This is a genomic window from Nocardioides sp., from assembly GCF_964228225.1.
Taxonomy (GTDB): Bacteria; Actinomycetota; Actinomycetes; order Propionibacteriales; family Nocardioidaceae; genus Nocardioides.
The window spans coordinates 21,381-37,318 of the sequence record NZ_CAXQZB010000022.1 but is presented as its reverse complement, the minus strand read 5'-3'; the positions used below and the strand labels follow the sequence as shown (position 1 = coordinate 37,318).

Genomic DNA, 15,938 nt, shown 5'->3' with positions numbered 1-15,938 from the left:
ACCCTAGGCGGTGGCGGGCGTCGGGGGACGAAGATCGGCGGCGATCACGGCGGTCCCGGGGGTGAGCAGGCCGCGGGTGCGCGACCAGCCGCCCCACACCCGGTCGTGCCCCTCGGGCCACGGCGGTTCGAGCAGGGCGACGATCGCGAAGTGGTGGCGGGCCAGCACCGCCACCCAGTCGCCGAGGGTGCGGTGGTGCTCGACGTAGCTGACCTCGCCGGTGTCGTCGTCGACCTCGACGTAGGGCGTGCGGTCCCAGTACGACTGGGTCGCCACCAGGCCGCCCTCCTCGGGGTCGTCGGGGAACATCCAGCGCGTCGGGTGGGTGATGGAGAAGGCGAACCGGCCGCCGGGCCGCAGCACCCGGGCGGTCTCGGCGACGGCGCGGTCGAGGTCGGCGACGAACTGCAGCGCCCCGAAGCTGGAGAACACCGCGTCGAAGGCGGCGTCGGCGAAGGGCAGGTGCGTCGCGGTGCCCTGCACCGTCGGCACGACGAGGTCGGTCGCGTCGTCGAGCCGCCGGGAGTGCTGCAGCTGTCGGAACGAGAGGTCCAGCCCGATCCCGCGACCGCCCCGGGCGCGCACCCAGCGCGAGCACTGCGCGGCCCCGCAGCCCACCTCCAGCACGTCCCGCCCGGTGACGTCGCCGAGCACGCCGGCCTCGGCCTCGGTGAGTCCCTCCGGCCCCCAGACGAACCCGGCGTCGCCGAGGAAGGCGCCGTGGGTGGCCTGGTACTCGTCGGCGTAGCGGTCCCAGTCGGCCTCGTTGGCGCGCCGTGAGTCGGCCTCGGTGACGGCCCGGCGATGGGCGGTCACGGCCGGCATGGGCGGGTGGTGCCGGGAGTCGGGGGCGTGGGGGTCGGGGGCGGCTCCGCTCACGGTCGCAATCTAGTGGGCGGGCTCGCGGTCGGGGCACCGGGCAGGATGGGCGCCATGGACGACGGGACCCTGCGCCCCCTGCCGGGCGGCTGGTCGGGCGAGACCTTCCTCAGCGACCTCGGGGGCGAGCCCGTGGTCGTGCGGATCCACGCCCGCGATCCCGGCCGGGCGGTCATCGACGCCGCCGTGCTGTCCCTGGTGCGGGGGCTGCTGCCCGTGCCGCCCGTGCTCGAGGTCCGCCCCGGCGGCACGGAGGCCCCCGGCCTGCTGCTCACGGGCCTGCTCCCCGGGGAGCGCGGCGACCTCGTGCTGGACCGGTTGCGCGAGCGGGGTGACGACGACGGCCTCGAGCGGCTCGGCCGCGCCTGCGGCGACGTCGCCGGAGTGCTGGCCGGCACGACCTTCCCCCGTCCCGGTCGGTTCGTCGACGCGGCCCTCACCGTCGTGCCGTGGAGTGCGGCGGAGCTGGCGCACGTGGACCCGGCACCCGTGCTGGGGGAGGCGCTGGCGCTGGAGGCCGAGGACCGGCTCGCCGCGTGGCCCTGGCACAGCCTGGTGCACGCCGACCTGAACCCCAAGAACCTGCTCGTGGACCCCGACACGCTCCAGGTCACCGGCGTCGTGGACTGGGAGTACGCCCACGTCGGCCACCCCGCCAGCGACCTGGGCAACCTCCTGCGCCTGGACCGCGACCCGCCCTGGGTGGCCGGGGTCCTCGCGGGGTTCGCCGCCCGCCATCCCCGCTGGGCCGCGCCGGCCCTGGGTGCGGCCCGCGCGGCCGACCTGCCGGCCCTGCTCGACCTCGCCGCCCGCGGCGACTCGCCCCCGGCGCGACGCGCCGCGGACCTCGTGGCCGCCATCGCGGCCGGAGGGCTCGACGCCGCTCCGCCCGGGATGCGACAGGGCCGCCCGTCACCGAGGTGACGGACGGCCCTGGCGTGGTGCGCGGGACTCAGGCGTACTGCCGGCCCTTGCGCCCGGGGATGCCCTGCGGGTTGCGCGGCGTGGAGTTGATGTCGGCCGGGTTGGAGCCCAGCTGCACCTCGCGGCCGTCGTTCACCCCGCCCCGGTCGGAGTCGCACTCCGTCGGGTTGGTGTTCTTGCGGGTGTAGGCGGTGTTGGCCGTGCCCTTGGCCTCGACGCGGTCGGCCAGGCCGTCGGCGTCGGTGTCGGCCTTGGTCGGGTCGGTCGCCACGCGGCCGATCGCCACCGTCTGGCGCTGGCGGTCCGGACCCAGCCGCACGACCTTGCCGCGCACGAGGTAGCCACGGACCTCGAGGCCGTCGTTGAAGCCGTCACCGTCGGTGTCGGCCTTGGTCGGGTCGGGCTTGACGGTGCCGATCGTCCCGCGGCCGGTGCAGGCCCGGACGAACTGCGTCATCGTGATGCCGTAGAACTCGGTGCCGTCGCCGAGGCCGTCGTTGTCGGTGTCGGGGTCGTTCGGGTCGGTCCCGGCCAGGGTCTCCTGGTCGTTCGGCAGGCCGTCGCCGTCGGCGTCGTTGCTGGGCACGTCGTCGGCGCCGCTGTTGGGGTTGGTGCCGTTGGTGATCTCGGCACCGTCCTTGACGCCGCCGTTGTCGGAGTCGTCGTCGCGCGGGTCGGTCGGGGCGTTGCCGAAGTTGGTGTTGGCGGTGCCGTTGACCTCCTGCAGGTTGGTGAGCCCGTCGTTGTCGGGGTCCTCGGCGCCGTCGTTGGTGCCGTCGTTGTCGGAGTCGGCGTCGTTGGGGTCGGTCAGGGTGAGGGTGTTCTCCTGCGCCGTGGTGAGGCCGTCGCCGTCGGGGTCGTTGTTCGGCACGTCGTCGGCCCCGTTGTTGGGGTTGGTGCCGTTGGCGATCTCCGCGCCGTCCTTGACCGTGCCGTTGTCCGAGTCGGCGTCACGGGGGTCCGTGGGGGCGTTGCCGAAGTTGGTGTTGGCGGTGCCGTTGACCTCCTGGAGGTTGGTGAGCCCGTCGTTGTCGGGGTCCTCCAGGCCGTCGTTGGTGCCGTCGTTGTCGGAGTCGGCGTCGTTGGGGTCGGTCAGGGTGAGGGTGTTCTCCTGCAGGTTCGTCAGACCGTCACCGTCGGGGTCGTTGTTCGGCACGTCGTCGGTGCCGTTGTTCGGGTTGGTGCCCGCGGTGGTCTCCGCGCCGTCCTTGACGCCCCCGTTGTCGGAGTCGGCGTCGCGGGGGTCGGTCGGAGCGTTGCCGAAGCCGGTGTTGGCGGTGCCGTTGACCTCCTGCAGGTTGGTCAGCCCGTCGTTGTCGAGGTCCTCGGCGCCGTCGTTGACGTTGTCGTCGTCGGTGTCGGCGTCGTTGGGGTCGGTCAGCGTCAGGTTGTTCTCCTGCGCGTCGGTGAGCCCGTCACCGTCGCTGTCGCGGGTGCCGCTCTGGTCGTCCGCGCCGTTGTTGGGGTCGGTCGCGTTGGTGATCTCGGCCCCGTCCTTGACGCCGCCGTTGTCGGAGTCGTCGTCGCGCGGGTCGGTCGGGGCGTTGCCGAACCCGGTGTTCTTGGTGCCGTTGACCTCCTCGAGGTTGGTCAGACCGTCGTTGTCGAGGTCCTCGGCGCCGTCGTTCGTGCCGTCGTCGTCGGAGTCGGCGTCGGCGGGGTCGGTCAGGGTGAGGGTGTCCTCCTGGGCGTCGGTGAGCCCGTCGCCGTCGGAGTCGGCCGGGCAGCTGAACCCGCCGGCCGGCGCGGTCGCGGCCACGCTGAGCGGCATGAGCTTGAGGCGCGCGACCGTGAGCGGTCCGACGCCGACCTCGACCTCGAGCGCGGAGGCGGTGCCCGAGGCGCTCGTGCCGTTGGCGGCCTCGACCTCGTTGTCCAGCTGGCCCAGGCGCAGGCGCAGCGTGAGCAGCGGGTTGTCGGGGGCGATGATGTTCAGCGGGCTGCCGTCGACCGGCAGGGCCTGCTCGGTGCCGTTGGCGGTGACCTTGAGCAGCGGGGCGGTCCAGGTGACCGAGGCGCCGCCGGTCACCCCGGACGCGCGGGCCTCCAGGCGGGGCGCCTCGAGCACCGAGATCTCGAGCTGGCCGCCGAGGAGGCTGACGTCGGCGGTGGTGGAGGTCGCCACGCTGGTGGCGGCGCGACCGTTGCCGGCGCCGGTGGCGCTGAGCGAGCCGGTGGCGCGGGCCGAGGCGGTGCCCGGCAGGGCCGCGAGGTAGCCCAGGGTGTCCTGGGGGAGCACGGTGACGTCGGCGGTGGTCACCGAGGCGTCGCTGAACGCGCGGCCCACCGGCAGGCAGCGGTCGAGCGGGGTCACGCGCGCCAGGGCCGAGGCGGTGGACACGCCGAGGTCCGCGACCGCGGGGATCGACAGCGGGATGGAGGTGCTGCTGGCCGGGGTGGTGTTGTCCGGCGGCGCGCTCTGGGTCGCGGTGGCCAGCAGGGCGGGCAGCGTGGTCCCGCCCAGGGCCGCGACGAGGTTGGCCGAGGAGGCCGTCGACGCGGTCGACGACGCGTTGCTGTCGGCGTCGCCCAGGGTGAGGTCGAGCAGGTTGAGCAGGCTCGCCACGCCCACGGCGTCGACGTCGAGCAGGGCCGCGGAGGTGGTCGTCGAGAAGCCCGGCGCGACCGCGGTGGCGGGCGCCGCGGCGCTCAGGCCGAGCGAGAGCCCCAGGGTGGAGGCGACGGCCGCGGCGGCGAGCCGGCGGCCGTGGCGGGCGACGGGCGGGCGTTCAGTCATGTGGGGAGTCCTCGCAAGTGAGTGACGGACGGATCCGGTCGGGGGGAGTCCGGACGTGATGTGTGTGCACCCTAACTGCACGCGGGGTACACCAGGGAGTACCGACGCCGGTTGGACGCTCGCGGACCCGCGGGCGTAGCCTGAGGGTTGCGCTGGAGTCTGCCGCTGTTCCACAGGAGCGGACACCGGCCTTCCTCGTGCGTCCGCACCGCCTCCTCGGGGCTGCGGCGCAGTGCGGTCACCGACCGTGACGAGACCGGCTCCCGCGCGTCCACCGACATCTGTCCACCCTCAAGGATCCGTTTCCCTCCATGACCAGCACCCTCCACACTCTTCCGGACTACGACGCCCCCCAGGTGGCGATCAACGACATCGGGTCCGAAGAGGACTTCCTGGCCGCCATCGACCAGACGATCAAGTACTTCAACGACGGCGACATCGTCGCCGGGACCATCGTCAAGGTCGACCGCGACGAGGTCCTGCTCGACATCGGCTACAAGACCGAGGGCGTGATCCCGAGCCGCGAGCTCTCGATCAAGCACGACGTCGACCCCTCCGAGGTCGTCGCCGTCGGCGACGAGGTCGAGGCCCTGGTCCTCCAGAAGGAGGACAAGGAGGGTCGCCTGATCCTGTCCAAGAAGCGCGCCCAGTACGAGCGCGCCTGGGGCACGATCGAGAAGGTCAAGGAGGAGGACGGCGTCGTCGAGGGCACCGTCATCGAGGTCGTCAAGGGCGGCCTCATCCTCGACATCGGCCTGCGCGGCTTCCTGCCCGCCTCGCTGGTGGAGATGCGTCGCGTCCGCGACCTGCAGCCCTACGTGGGTCAGACCCTCGAGGCCAAGATCATCGAGCTGGACAAGAACCGCAACAACGTGGTCCTGTCCCGCCGCGCCTGGCTCGAGCAGACCCAGTCCGAGGTCCGCCACGGCTTCCTCACCCAGCTGCAGAAGGGCCAGATCCGCAAGGGTGTCGTGTCCTCGATCGTCAACTTCGGTGCGTTCGTCGACCTCGGCGGCGTCGACGGTCTGGTGCACGTCTCCGAGCTGTCCGGGAAGCACATCGACCCCCCCTCCGAGGTCGTCACCGTCGGCGACGAGGTCACCGTCGAGGTCCTCGACGTCGACATGGACCGCGAGCGTGTCTCGCTGTCGCTGAAGGCGACCCAGGAGGACCCCTGGCAGCACTTCGCCCGCACCCACCAGATCGGTCAGATCGTGCCGGGCAAGGTCACCAAGCTGGTGCCCTTCGGTTCCTTCGTCCGCGTCGAGGAGGGCATCGAGGGCCTGGTGCACATCTCCGAGCTCGCCGAGCGTCACGTCGAGATCCCCGAGCAGGTCGTTCAGGTCAACGACGACGTCATGGTCAAGATCATCGACATCGACCTCGAGCGTCGCCGGATCTCGCTGTCGCTGAAGCAGGCCAACGAGACCGTCGCCGCGGCCGACGTGGAGGAGTTCGACCCGACCCTCTACGGCATGCCCGCCACCTACGACGACCAGGGCAACTACGTCTACCCCGACGGCTTCGACCCGGAGACCGGCGAGTGGCTCGAGGGCTTCGACGAGCAGCGCGCGAAGTGGGAGGAGCAGTACGCCCAGGCCCACGCCCGCTGGGAGGCCCACGTCAAGCAGCAGGCCGAGGCGCGTGCCGCCGAGGCCGAGGCCGGCGAGGCCACCTCGTACTCCTCCGCGGGTGTGGAGGAGACCGACGGCGGTTCGCTCGCCTCCGACGAGGCACTGCAGGCGCTGCGCGAGAAGCTCACCGGCGGCAACTGAGCCTCCGGGGCGTCTCGCTCCTGATCCATCCGCAACGGCCCGTCCCCCTCGGGGGGCGGGCCGTTCGGCTATCCGCGCGCCGGCGGCAGGAAGCGGGGGTCGATCGCGTGCGAGCGCGGGACCTCGCGCGGCCGGTCGGTGCGCACGCCGAGGGCGACGGCGAGCCCGGCGAGCCCGGGGAGCAGGATCAGGAGCAGCATCAGCGTGGTGGTCATGGCAGAAATCATTCTCTCGATCACTTCCTGCCACGAGTGGCAGGAATGACATGCTGCGTCGTTTTCCTGCCATCGGCGTGGCATGCTGGCCCCATGACGTCTGCTCCGCCGCCGGTGGCCACCGTCGCCGTCGTCGTCCAGCCCTATCCGGAGCCGTTCGGGCTCGGCTCCCTCGTCGAGGTGTGGGGCGAGCCCTACCACCCCGACGACGACAACCCCGTCTTCGACTTCCGGGTGTGCACGCCCGACCCCGGACGCGTCCCGGGACGCGCCGGCTTCGACCTCTGGGTGGAGCACGGCCTGGAGGCGACCGCGGACGCCGACCTGGTGTGCTTCGCTCCGCACCGCGACTTCCGCTCCCACGACCCGCGGGTGCTCGCGACCGCGCGGTCCGCGCACGACCGGGGAGCCACCGTGTACGCCCACTGCTCGGGCGTGTTCGAGCTCGCGGCGGCAGGCCTGCTCGACGGGCGTTCCTGCACGACGCACTGGCGCTACACCGACCTGTTGGCCTCGCTGTACCCGCAGGCCGACGTGCAGGCCGACGTGCTCTACGTCCACGACGGCCCCGTGCTCACCGGCGCCGGCTCGGCCGCGGGCATCGACGCCTCGCTGCACCTGATGCGTGACCGCTTCGGTGCCGGGGTGGCGGCCACCACCGCGCGCCGCATGGTGGTGCCGCCCCACCGCGACGGTGGTCAGGCGCAGTACATCGCCCGCCAGCTGCCCGACGTGCAGGCCGAGACCCTGGGGCCGCTGCTCACCTGGATCCTCGCGCACCTCGCCGAGGACCTCGACGTCGAGTCGCTGGCGCGACGCGCCCACATGTCGCCGCGCACCTTCGCCCGGCGATTCCGCGACGAGACCGGCACGACCCCGCACGCCTGGGTCACCGCCCAGCGGGTGCAGGCCGCCGAGGAGCTGCTGGAGCGCGGCGACCTGCCGATCGACCAGATCGCCGCGCGCGTCGGCTTCGGCCAGGCCGCCACCCTGCGCCACCACTTCCTCCGGGCACGGGGCATCAGCCCCGGCGCCTACCGCCGCCAGTTCGCGTGCTGAGCAGGCCCTGCGGCCCCCGTCCTCAGCGCTCGACGACGGTGAAGGTCGCCGTCGAGGGCGTCGCGTCGGCCACGCCGCGCACCACCGCGCGCACCGCGAGGGTGTGCTTGCCCGCCTTGAGCTTCTTGGTGGCCACGGCCAGCGGGGAGCGGCAGGTCGTGAACGCGGCCCGGTCCACCGAGCACTGGAAGGTGGCCGCCTCGGTGCTGGCGCTGAAGCCGAACACGCCCTGCTCGCCGCGGATCACCCGGGTCGGGCCGACGATGCCGCGGGTCTGCGGGGCCGAGACCGACACGGTCTCGCAGCCGACCAGCACGTCCTCGGCGTCGGCGGTCACGCTGTCGGTGCCACTGCCGCAGAACACCCGGTCCACGGCGCCGTCGCGGCTGGAGATCGTGTCGGCGCCACCTCCGGTGCGGGCGGTGTCAGCGCCTCCTCCGAGGGTCACGGTGTCGTCGCCGGAGCCGGACTCCACCGCGTCCTCCCCGGACCCGGTGGTCAGGGTCAGGTCGTTGGAGTTCGTGCCGGCCACCAGGTCGACGCCGATGGTGGTGCCGGCGCCGTCGAAGGAGGTGGGGATGCCGGACATGTAGAAGCGGTCGGACAGCAGCACGCGCACGCGCTCGACGTTGCTGAGCGCCACGGTGCTCACCGGGCTGTCGGCGTTGGTGCGGTAGGTGAACCCGGCGGAGCCCAGGGTCAGGACGCGCATCTCGCGCTCGGTGAAGTCCCAGGCGGCCAGGTCGTCGCCGGGGCCGCCGTCGACCGAGGCCGTCCCGGTCGACGCCGGCGTGATGCCCACGAACACGTCGTCACCGGCGCCGCCGGAGGCGGTGTTCGCCCCAGCGATGCGGTCGGGCAGGAAGGATCCGACCACCGTCTCGGAGCCGTTCTGACCGTTGCCGCGGGTGTCGATCCGGGTGCGCTTGAGCAGCGGGAAGTCGGCGGCCGTCACGGCGGTGAGGTCGACGTCCTCGATGCCGTGGGTGTCCTCGTAGATGTTGACGATGCGCACCTGGTCGCACCGGACGCCCGTGCCGTTGGCGTCGTTGGGGCCTCCGGTGAAGTCGGGGGCGCCGGTGCGCACCTCGCCGTCGGTGCACACCAGGTCGTAGGAGTCGTCGGTGTTCTGGTAGTCCTCGAAGCTGAGCACACCGGCCTCGGTGTCGAAGGGCGGCACGAGGTAGAACGCCTGCGCGGGCGTCGCGGCGGCGATCAGGGCGGCGCCGGCGAGGGCGGCCGTGCCGAGGGTCGCGAGGGTGCGGGGACGACGGGACATCGGGTTCCTCCGGGACTGGGGAGCAGGGGAGCAGGGGGCGGGCCGAGACTAGCCGAGCAGGTCGCGGCGCACCTTGCCCGTGAGGGTGCGGGGCAGCTCGGGCAGGCGGCGGTAGGTCTTGGGCCGCTTGGGCGGCGCGAGCCGTTCCCGCGCGAAGGCGCGCAGGTCCTCGAGGTCCACCTCGCCGACGACGGCGGCACACACCCGGGTGCCCCACGTCGGGTCGGGCTCGCCGTACACGGCGACGTCGACGACGTCGGGGTGCTCGCCCAGCACCTGCTCGACCTCCAGCGGGTAGACGTGGACCCCGCCGGTGATGAGGAGGTCGCTGCGACGGCCGTCGAGGTAGAGGTAGCCGTCCTCGTCGAGGCGGCCGAGGTCGCCCACGCTGAACTCCCACGGGCCCGCGGATCCCTCCGGGCCGGGCCGCCAGGCCCGGGCGGTCTGCTCGGGGGCACCGACGTAGGTGAACCGGGCGTGGTCGGGCACGGCGCACCAGATGGTGCCGTCGTCGTCGAGCCGCAGCCGGCGCCCGGGACGCGCGCGCCCGACCGTGCCGGGACGCTCCAGCCACTCCTCGCTGCGGCAGGCGGTGAACTGCCCCTCGGTGGCGCCGTAGAACTCCCAGGTGCTGCCCGGCGGGAAGGTCGCGATCAGCCGCCGCTTCAGGTCGGTGGGGCAGGGCGCGCCGGCGTGGGCGACGAGCCGGAAGCTGCTCAGGTCCGGCACGCCGACCTCGTCCCAGTGGGCGAAGAGCCGCTGCAGGTGGGTGGGCACGCAGAACATCGTGGTGGGACGGTGCTCGACGATCGCGGCGGTGACGACGGCGGGGTCGAAGGGCCCGGGCAGCACGACGCGGCCGCCGGCCAGCCGGGTGCCCATCGCGAAGCGCAGCGGCGCGGAGTGGTAGAGCGGGCTGAGCACGAGGTTCACGTCGTCGGCCGCGAACCCCCACAGCTCGCGCTCCTCCTGCACCAGCGCCCGGGCGGCCTCGGGACCGAGCAGTCCGCTGTCGACGCCCTTCGGCACCCCGGTGGTGCCGCTCGTGCAGTGCATCGGCCGGCCCTGCGGCAGCCCGCCCCGCCAGCCGCCGAGCCCGCGGAGCCCGTCGGGATCGGTGACCACGAGGTCCGGGGCCAGCGGGGTGAGGATGCGCTCGCGCTCGTGATCGGTGAGCCGCGGGTCCAGCGGGATCGGGAACACCCCGCGCTCGAGCAGGGCGAGGACGGCGTCGAGGTAGGCCGGCGACCCGGGCACCAGCAGCGCCACCCGGGAGCCGGGGGCCAGGGGTTCGCTCACCCCGCCATCGTCGCATCGCGCCGCGGCTGCGTACGGTGAGGCCATGCGTGTGGGACTCACCGGAGGCGTGGCCTCGGGCAAGAGCACCGTGGCCGACCTGTTCGAGGCGCGCGGTGCGGTGATCATCGACGGCGACAAGCTGGCGCGCGAGGTCGTGGCGCCCGGCACGCCGGGACTGGCGCAGGTCGTGGCGGAGTTCGGCGAGGAGATGCTGCTGCCCGACGGCTCGCTGGATCGGCCCCGGCTCGGGGCGATCGTGTTCACCGACCCCGAGCGGCGCCGGGCGCTGGAGGCGATCACCCACCCGCTGATCTTCGAGCGCTACGCCGCACTGGAGGCCGGCGCGGCCGACGCCGCGCTGGTCGTGCACGACATCCCGCTGCTGGCCGAGACCGGCCGCGCCGCCGACTTCGACGCCGTCGTGGTGGTCGACGCCCCCGACGAGCTGCGCATCGAGCGGATGCTGCGCGACCGCGGGTGGACGCGTGAGGACGCCGAGTCCCGGATCGCCTCCCAGGCCACCCGGGAGCAGCGGCTGGCGATCGCCACCCACGTCATCGAGAACACCGGCACCCGGGAGGAGCTGGCGGCGCGGGTCGCGGAGGTCGACGCCCTCCTGCGTGCCGCGGCGGCCGCCGGATGACCCGCACGCGCGGGGGCGCCCTGATGGTGGCGGGCATCGTGCTGCTCGCCCTCAACCTGCGACCGGTCGCGGGCTCGGTCGGTCCCGTGCTCGACGACCTGCGCGCCGACCTCGGGCTGGGCGCGGGCGGGGCCGGTCTGCTCACGTCGCTGCCGGTGCTCGCCTTCGCCTCGGTGGGAGCGCTGGCGCCCCGGCTGGCGGCACGGGTCGGGCGCCACCGGCTCACCGCCCTCGCGCTGCTCGTCGTCGCGCTCGGGGCGCTGCTCCGGGCCACGGTCGACACCGCGCCCGCCTTCCTCGCCTGGTCCTTCGTGGCGCTGGGGGGCATGGCCGCCGCCAACGTCGTCCTGCCCTCGCTGGTCAAGCAGCACTTCCCCGACCGGGTCGGACCGCTCACGGCCGTCTATTCCACCGGCCTGGCGATCGGCGTCACCGCCGCCGCGGCCCTGACGGTGCCGGTGGCCGATACCGCCGGCGGTGCCGACGGCTGGCGGGAGGGCCTCGGGATCTGGGGCCTGCTGGCCCTCCTCGCCCTGGCGCCGTGGCTGTGGCTGGCGCGCCTGGACGGTCGCGGGGCACCGGCCCAGGCGGCGGGGGGCGGCGAGGCGGGGGCCGCGGTCCCGCTGGGCGCCATCGCGAGCACCCGCACGGGCTGGCTGATGGCGGTGACCTTCGGGCTCCAGGCCCTGCAGGCCTACGCCATCTTCGGCTGGGTGCCGGCGGTCTACCGCGACGCCGGCTACACCGATGCGCAGGCGGGTGGCTACATGGGCCTGGTCACCGGCATCTCGATCCCGCTCTCGCTGCTCGTGCCGCTGGCCACCGCCCGCTGGTACGACCTGCGGCCCCTGATGCTCGGGCTCACCGTCTGCTACCCGATCGCCTACAGCGGTCTGGCGTTCGCCCCCACCGCCGCTCCGGTCGTGTGGGCGCTCGTGGTGGGCGCCGCCACCTGCACCTTCCCGCTGATCCTCACCCTCATCGGCCTGCGGGCCCGCACCCCGGGCGGCACGGCGGCGCTCTCGGGGTTCACCCAGTCGGTGGGCTACCTCATCGCCTCGATCGGTCCGTTCGGGGTCGGGGTGCTGCACGACGCCACGGGCGGCTGGCAGGTGCCCCTGATGGTGCTCTCCGTGCTCGCGGTGCCCTTGGCGCTGGGCTCGGTGGCCCTCTCGCGCCCGCGCCACGTGGAGGACGAGCTGCCCGCCGCGGTGGGCGCCGGCGTCACAGGCTCCGGGTGAGGAAGGCGCTGTTCGGGTCGGGCCGGTAGCCCCCGAACGGCCCGCACGGGGTGAACCCGTGGCGCTCGTAGAGGGCGCGCGCCGGGGCGAAGAAGTCCTGGCTGCCGGTCTCGAGGCTCACCCGGTGCATCCCGAGGCCGCGGGCGTGGTCCAGCAGCTGCGCCAGGATCGCGGACGCGATGCCCTGACGCCGCAGCGCGGGGTCGGTGCGCATCGACTTCAGCTCGCCCTCACCGCGGCCGAGGTCCTTCAGTGCGCCGCAGCCCAGCACCCGCCCGGCGTCGTCGCGTGCGGACAGGAAGTGGATCCCCGGCGCCCGCAGCGCGTCGAGGTCCAGGGCGTGCACCGACTCCCGGGGGCTGGTGGCGTGCATCTGGGCGAGGTGGGCGGTGAGGAACGCCGCGATGGCGTGGTCGGCGAGCGGGTCGGGGGCGATCAGCACACGGCCGAGCGTAGGGCCGGCGCCGGACGCACCACAGCCCCGGCCATGGGTGAGCCGGGGCTGTGGCGGGGGGACCGGGGGTGCGGAGGTCAGGCCGCGAGGTCGGGGTCGCCGAGTCGACGCAGCTTCTGCAGCGCCTCCCGCTCCAGCTGGCGCACGCGCTCGGCGGAGATGCCGTGCTTGGCGCCGATGTCGGCCAGCTTGTGCTGCCGACCGTCGGTGAGCCCGTACCGGCTGCGGATGATGTCCGCGGCGCGGTCGTCGAGCTGTCCCACCAGGCTGTTCAGACGCTCGCGGGCGTCGGCGTCCAGCACGGTGGAGTCGGGGGCGGGGGAGGTCTCCTGCGCCATGAGGTCGCCCAGCGAGGTGTCGCCGTCCTCGTCGACCGGGGTGTCGAGGGAGACGTGCTCGCGGCCCCAGGCGATGAGGTCGAGCACCCGCTCGACCTCCATGCCGAGCTCGGCGGCGATCTCCTCGGGCTCGGGGTCGCGGCCCAGCTGGCGCTCGAGCGTGCGTCGCGCGCCGGAGACCTGGTTGAGCTCCTCCACGACGTGCACGGGCAGCCGCACGACGCGGGCCTGCTGGGCGATGCCGCGGGTGATGGCCTGGCGCACCCACCACGTGGCGTAGGTGGAGAACTTGTAGCCCTTGGTGTAGTCGAACTTCTCGACCGCACGGATCAGGCCGGTGTTGCCCTCCTGGATCAGGTCGAGCATCGGCATCTGCGAGCGGCCGTACTTGCGGGCGATCGAGACCACCAGGCGCAGGTTGGCGGTGATGAAGGTGTCGACGGCGCGCTGGCCCTCCTCCGCGAGCCACTCCAGCTCCTCGCGGGTGGCGCGCAGCGGGGCACCGCCGTTCTTGCGACCGACGCGGCCCTCGCGCAGGAGGTACTCGGCCATCAGGCCGGCCTCGATGGTCTTGGAGAGCTCGACCTCCTGGGCGGCGTCGAGCAGCGGGTTGCGCGCGATCTCGTCCAGGTAGAGGCCGACGCTGTCGCGGCCCTCGATCTCTCGGGTCTGTCCGCCCGCGGGGCGGGTGGCGGTCCGGGTGGCCATGAGGCCCTCCTCACTGGACCGGGTCATCGGTCCATCCACGTCAACGGTGACGAGGTGCGGAGGATTCCCGCCACACCCCGAAGTCCCACAGCGGGGAGCCGGTGGTGCTCGCTCCCTCACTGGGCCTTCGAAGGTGACGACGAACCGGATGCCGCCGGAGTTGCATGCAGGAGGAGATCTCAGCGACTTCTCAGTCTCCTGAGGATGATCCTCAGGTTCGGGGCCTCACGCCTCGGCGAGGCCGAGCACGTCGAGGATCCAGGCGAGGGTGAACGCCCGGTCCCGCCACGCCTGGTAGCGCCCCGACGCGCCGCCGTGGCCGCCGGCCATCTCGATGCGCAGCAGCACGTCGGGCTCGATCGCCCGCTCCCGCAGCCGGGCGATCCACTTCGCAGGCTCGACGTAGAGCACCCGGGTGTCGTGCAGCGAGGTCTCGGCGAGGATCCGCGGGTAGCGCTGGGCGGTGACGTTGTCGTAGGGGGCGTAGGCCGCGATGGTGTCGTAGGCCTCGGGGTCGGCCTCGGGGTTGCCCCACTCGTCGTACTCGGTGACCGTCAACGGCAGGCTCGCGTCCAGCATGCTGCGCAGCGGGTCCACGAACGGCACGCCGGCCGCGAGCCCGGCGAACGCCTCGGGGGCCTGGTTGGCGACCGCGCCGATCATCAGCCCGCCCGCGCTGCCGCCCTCGCCGGTGAGCCGGTCGTGGGTGGTCCAGCCGGTCGCGACGAGGTGGCGGGCGGCGGCCACGAAGTCGTCGAAGGTGTGCTGCTTGCGGCTCAGCTTGCCGTCGTCGTACCAGTGCCGCCCCATCTCGCCGCCGCCGCGCACGTGGGCGATGGCGAACGCCGCCCCGCGGTCGAGCAGGGAGAGCCGGGCGATGGAGAAGCCGGGGTCCATCGAGGCCTCGTAGGCGCCGTAGGCGTACAGGTGCAGCGGCACCGGGGCTCCCGCGGCGCGCGCGTCGCGGCGCACCACGATCGAGACCGGCACCGAGGCGCCGTCGGTGGAGGGCGCCCAGATCCGGTGCTCCTCGTAGTCCTCCGGGTCGTAGCCGCCCAGCACGGGCGCCTGGCGCAGCAGCCGCAGGGAGCGGGTCGCGACCTCGTAGTCGTAGACCGAGGACGGCAGCGCCATCGAGGTGTAGCCCAGCCGCACGGTGGGCTGGGCGAACTCGGGGTTGCTGCCCGAGCCCACGGTGTACACCGGCCGGTCGAACTCGACCAGGTGGTCGTCGGTGATGCCGTCCGGGCCGAGGTCGAGGATGCGCAGCTGGGTGAGCCCGGCGCTGCGCTGGTTGACCACCAGGTGGGTCGCGAAGGCGTCAACGTCCTCCAGGCGCACGCCCTCGGCGGCCGGGAGCAGCGGCACCCACTGCGCGCGCGGCGTCGGGGCGGCCGGGGTGACGGCGAGCTCGAAGTCGGCGCTGGTGCCGTTGTGCAGCACCAGGAAGCGGTCCTCCCCGCCGATCACGGCGTGCTCCACCGAGTACTCCAGGCCCTCCTCGCGGGGGTGGAAGCACACCGGGGCGGCGCCGGGCTCGCGCAGGTCGATCAGGTGGTACTCGCTGGTGGTCTTCGAGCCGGTGGCGATCGCGAGGTAGGCCTGGCTGCGGGTCCGTCCGACCCCCACCCAGAACCGCTCGTCGGGGTCGTGGAACACGACCTCGTCCTCGCTCTGCGGGGTGCCCACGCGGTGGCGCCAGATCGTGTCCGCCCGCCAGCTGGCGTCGACCGTCGTGTAGTAGAACTCGCCGGAGTCCGCACCCCACGTGGCGCCGCCCAGCGCCCCGGTGATCTCGTCGGCGAGCAGCTCGCCGGTGGCGAGGTCCTTGACCCGGATCGTGTACCGCTCGTCGCCCACGACGTCGGTGGCGTAGGCCAGCAGCCGGTCGTCGCGGCTGATGCTCGAGCCGCCGAGGCTGAAGAAGTCGTGGCCCTGCGCGAGGGCGTCGAGGTCGAGCAGCACCTCCTCGCCGGGCAGCGCGGGCTCGTCGGGACGCGCGTCGTCGGCGGGCTGCGGCGGCGTCCAGTCGTCGGGGTCGCCCACCGGCACCCGGCAGGAGGCGCCGTACTCGCGGCCCTCGAAGGACCGGCCGTAGTACCAGTGCCCGCGCACCCGGGTGGGCACCGAGAGGTCGGTCTCGCGGGTGCGGGCCTTGATCTCGCCGAAGATCGTCTCGCGCAGGTCGGCCAGGTGGGCGGTGCGCTGCGTGGTCCAGGCGTTCTCGGCCTCCAGGTGCGCCAGCACCTCCGGCGACTCCTTGTCGCGCAGCCAGTCGTGGTCGTCCACCCGGGTCCGGCCGTGGTGGGTGGTGGTCACGGGGCGGGCGGGTGCCAGCGGTGCGGCGGCGATCTGGTCGGACATGCTGTGAACGGTAGTCAGGTGGC

General features: G+C 73.5%; 13 protein-coding genes. 5 read left to right on the top strand and 8 right to left on the bottom strand.

Annotation, left to right across the window (positions count from 1 at the left end):
• Positions 1–3 precede the first annotated feature (3 nt).
• Entirely contained in the window at positions 4–879 is an 876-nt protein-coding gene (locus tag ACERUJ_RS05585; RefSeq protein ID WP_370247481.1) for a class I SAM-dependent methyltransferase, read from the bottom strand.
• A 54-nt stretch (positions 880–933) separates the two neighbouring features.
• Here ACERUJ_RS05585 and ACERUJ_RS05580 point away from each other — a divergent pair, with 54 nt between their 5' ends.
• Complete coding sequence (locus ACERUJ_RS05580; protein ID WP_370247480.1) at positions 934–1,803, top strand: phosphotransferase family protein; 870 nt, start codon at positions 934–936, stop codon at positions 1,801–1,803.
• Between the two features lie 28 nt (positions 1,804–1,831).
• Here the strand turns inward: ACERUJ_RS05580 and ACERUJ_RS05575 are convergent, their stop codons facing one another.
• Entirely contained in the window at positions 1,832–4,540 is a 2,709-nt protein-coding gene (locus tag ACERUJ_RS05575) for a hypothetical protein (protein WP_370247479.1), read from the bottom strand.
• A 311-nt stretch (positions 4,541–4,851) separates the two neighbouring features.
• On the opposite strand from ACERUJ_RS05575, the gene rpsA reads away from it, so the two are divergent.
• The gene (gene rpsA / locus ACERUJ_RS05570) at positions 4,852–6,315 is read left to right on the top strand and encodes a 30S ribosomal protein S1 (protein WP_370247478.1); all 1,464 of its coding nucleotides are present in this window, start codon (positions 4,852–4,854) and stop codon (positions 6,313–6,315) included.
• A 68-nt stretch (positions 6,316–6,383) separates the two neighbouring features.
• Here the strand turns inward: rpsA and ACERUJ_RS05565 are convergent, their stop codons facing one another.
• Positions 6,384–6,530: a hypothetical protein gene (locus tag ACERUJ_RS05565; protein ID WP_370247477.1), complete on the bottom strand. Its 147-nt coding sequence runs from the start codon at positions 6,528–6,530 to the stop codon at positions 6,384–6,386.
• A 93-nt stretch (positions 6,531–6,623) separates the two neighbouring features.
• Here ACERUJ_RS05565 and ACERUJ_RS05560 point away from each other — a divergent pair, with 93 nt between their 5' ends.
• Positions 6,624–7,589 (top strand): GlxA family transcriptional regulator, encoded by a 966-nt coding sequence (locus ACERUJ_RS05560; protein WP_370247476.1) that lies wholly within the window; start codon positions 6,624–6,626, stop codon positions 7,587–7,589.
• Positions 7,590–7,611: 22 nt separating this feature from the next.
• Here the strand turns inward: ACERUJ_RS05560 and ACERUJ_RS05555 are convergent, their stop codons facing one another.
• Together ACERUJ_RS05555 and ACERUJ_RS05550 are read right to left on the bottom strand one after the other, a co-directional pair.
• Positions 7,612–8,868, bottom strand: a complete 1,257-nt coding sequence (locus tag ACERUJ_RS05555; protein ID WP_370247475.1) for a hypothetical protein — start codon at positions 8,866–8,868, stop codon at positions 7,612–7,614.
• Between the two features lie 48 nt (positions 8,869–8,916).
• The gene (locus ACERUJ_RS05550) at positions 8,917–10,167 is read right to left on the bottom strand and encodes a class I adenylate-forming enzyme family protein (protein WP_370247474.1); all 1,251 of its coding nucleotides are present in this window, start codon (positions 10,165–10,167) and stop codon (positions 8,917–8,919) included.
• Between the two features lie 43 nt (positions 10,168–10,210).
• On the opposite strand from ACERUJ_RS05550, the gene coaE reads away from it, so the two are divergent.
• Together coaE and ACERUJ_RS05540 are read left to right on the top strand one after the other, a co-directional pair.
• Entirely contained in the window at positions 10,211–10,810 is a 600-nt protein-coding gene (gene coaE, locus ACERUJ_RS05545; protein ID WP_370247473.1) for a dephospho-CoA kinase, read from the top strand.
• Positions 10,807–12,051 (top strand): MFS transporter, encoded by a 1,245-nt coding sequence (locus ACERUJ_RS05540; protein WP_370247472.1) that lies wholly within the window; start codon positions 10,807–10,809, stop codon positions 12,049–12,051. Before coaE ends, ACERUJ_RS05540 begins: the two co-directional genes overlap by 4 nt.
• Here the strand turns inward: ACERUJ_RS05540 and ACERUJ_RS05535 are convergent.
• From ACERUJ_RS05535 to ACERUJ_RS05525, 3 genes are all read right to left on the bottom strand, one after another.
• Entirely contained in the window at positions 12,035–12,493 is a 459-nt protein-coding gene (locus tag ACERUJ_RS05535; protein WP_370247471.1) for a GNAT family N-acetyltransferase, read from the bottom strand. The two genes, ACERUJ_RS05540 and ACERUJ_RS05535, sit on opposite strands and share 17 nt — an antisense overlap.
• Before the next feature lie 89 nt (positions 12,494–12,582).
• Positions 12,583–13,551, bottom strand: a complete 969-nt coding sequence (locus ACERUJ_RS05530) for an RNA polymerase sigma factor RpoD/SigA (protein ID WP_370247470.1) — start codon at positions 13,549–13,551, stop codon at positions 12,583–12,585.
• Positions 13,552–13,776: 225 nt separating this feature from the next.
• The gene (locus ACERUJ_RS05525) at positions 13,777–15,915 is read right to left on the bottom strand and encodes a S9 family peptidase (RefSeq protein WP_370247469.1); all 2,139 of its coding nucleotides are present in this window, start codon (positions 15,913–15,915) and stop codon (positions 13,777–13,779) included.
• Positions 15,916–15,938: the final 23 nt, after the last annotated feature.

What these genes read in the sequence shown, in the direction of transcription:
- coaE (WP_370247473.1), top strand. Translation starts at nt 10,211, where the DNA reads ATGCGTGTGGGACTCACCGGAGGCGTGGCCTCGGGCAAGAGCACCGTG.
- ACERUJ_RS05560 (WP_370247476.1), top strand. Translation starts at nt 6,624, where the DNA reads ATGACGTCTGCTCCGCCGCCGGTGGCCACCGTCGCCGTCGTCGTCCAG.
- ACERUJ_RS05525 (WP_370247469.1), bottom strand. Translation starts at nt 15,915, where the DNA reads ATGTCCGACCAGATCGCCGCCGCACCGCTGGCACCCGCCCGCCCCGTG.
- ACERUJ_RS05580 (WP_370247480.1), top strand. Translation starts at nt 934, where the DNA reads ATGGACGACGGGACCCTGCGCCCCCTGCCGGGCGGCTGGTCGGGCGAG.
- ACERUJ_RS05565 (WP_370247477.1), bottom strand. Translation starts at nt 6,530, where the DNA reads ATGACCACCACGCTGATGCTGCTCCTGATCCTGCTCCCCGGGCTCGCC.
- ACERUJ_RS05555 (WP_370247475.1), bottom strand. Translation starts at nt 8,868, where the DNA reads ATGTCCCGTCGTCCCCGCACCCTCGCGACCCTCGGCACGGCCGCCCTC.
- rpsA (WP_370247478.1), top strand. Translation starts at nt 4,852, where the DNA reads ATGACCAGCACCCTCCACACTCTTCCGGACTACGACGCCCCCCAGGTG.
- ACERUJ_RS05540 (WP_370247472.1), top strand. Translation starts at nt 10,807, where the DNA reads ATGACCCGCACGCGCGGGGGCGCCCTGATGGTGGCGGGCATCGTGCTG.
- ACERUJ_RS05575 (WP_370247479.1), bottom strand. Translation starts at nt 4,540, where the DNA reads ATGACTGAACGCCCGCCCGTCGCCCGCCACGGCCGCCGGCTCGCCGCC.
- ACERUJ_RS05530 (WP_370247470.1), bottom strand. Translation starts at nt 13,551, where the DNA reads ATGGCCACCCGGACCGCCACCCGCCCCGCGGGCGGACAGACCCGAGAG.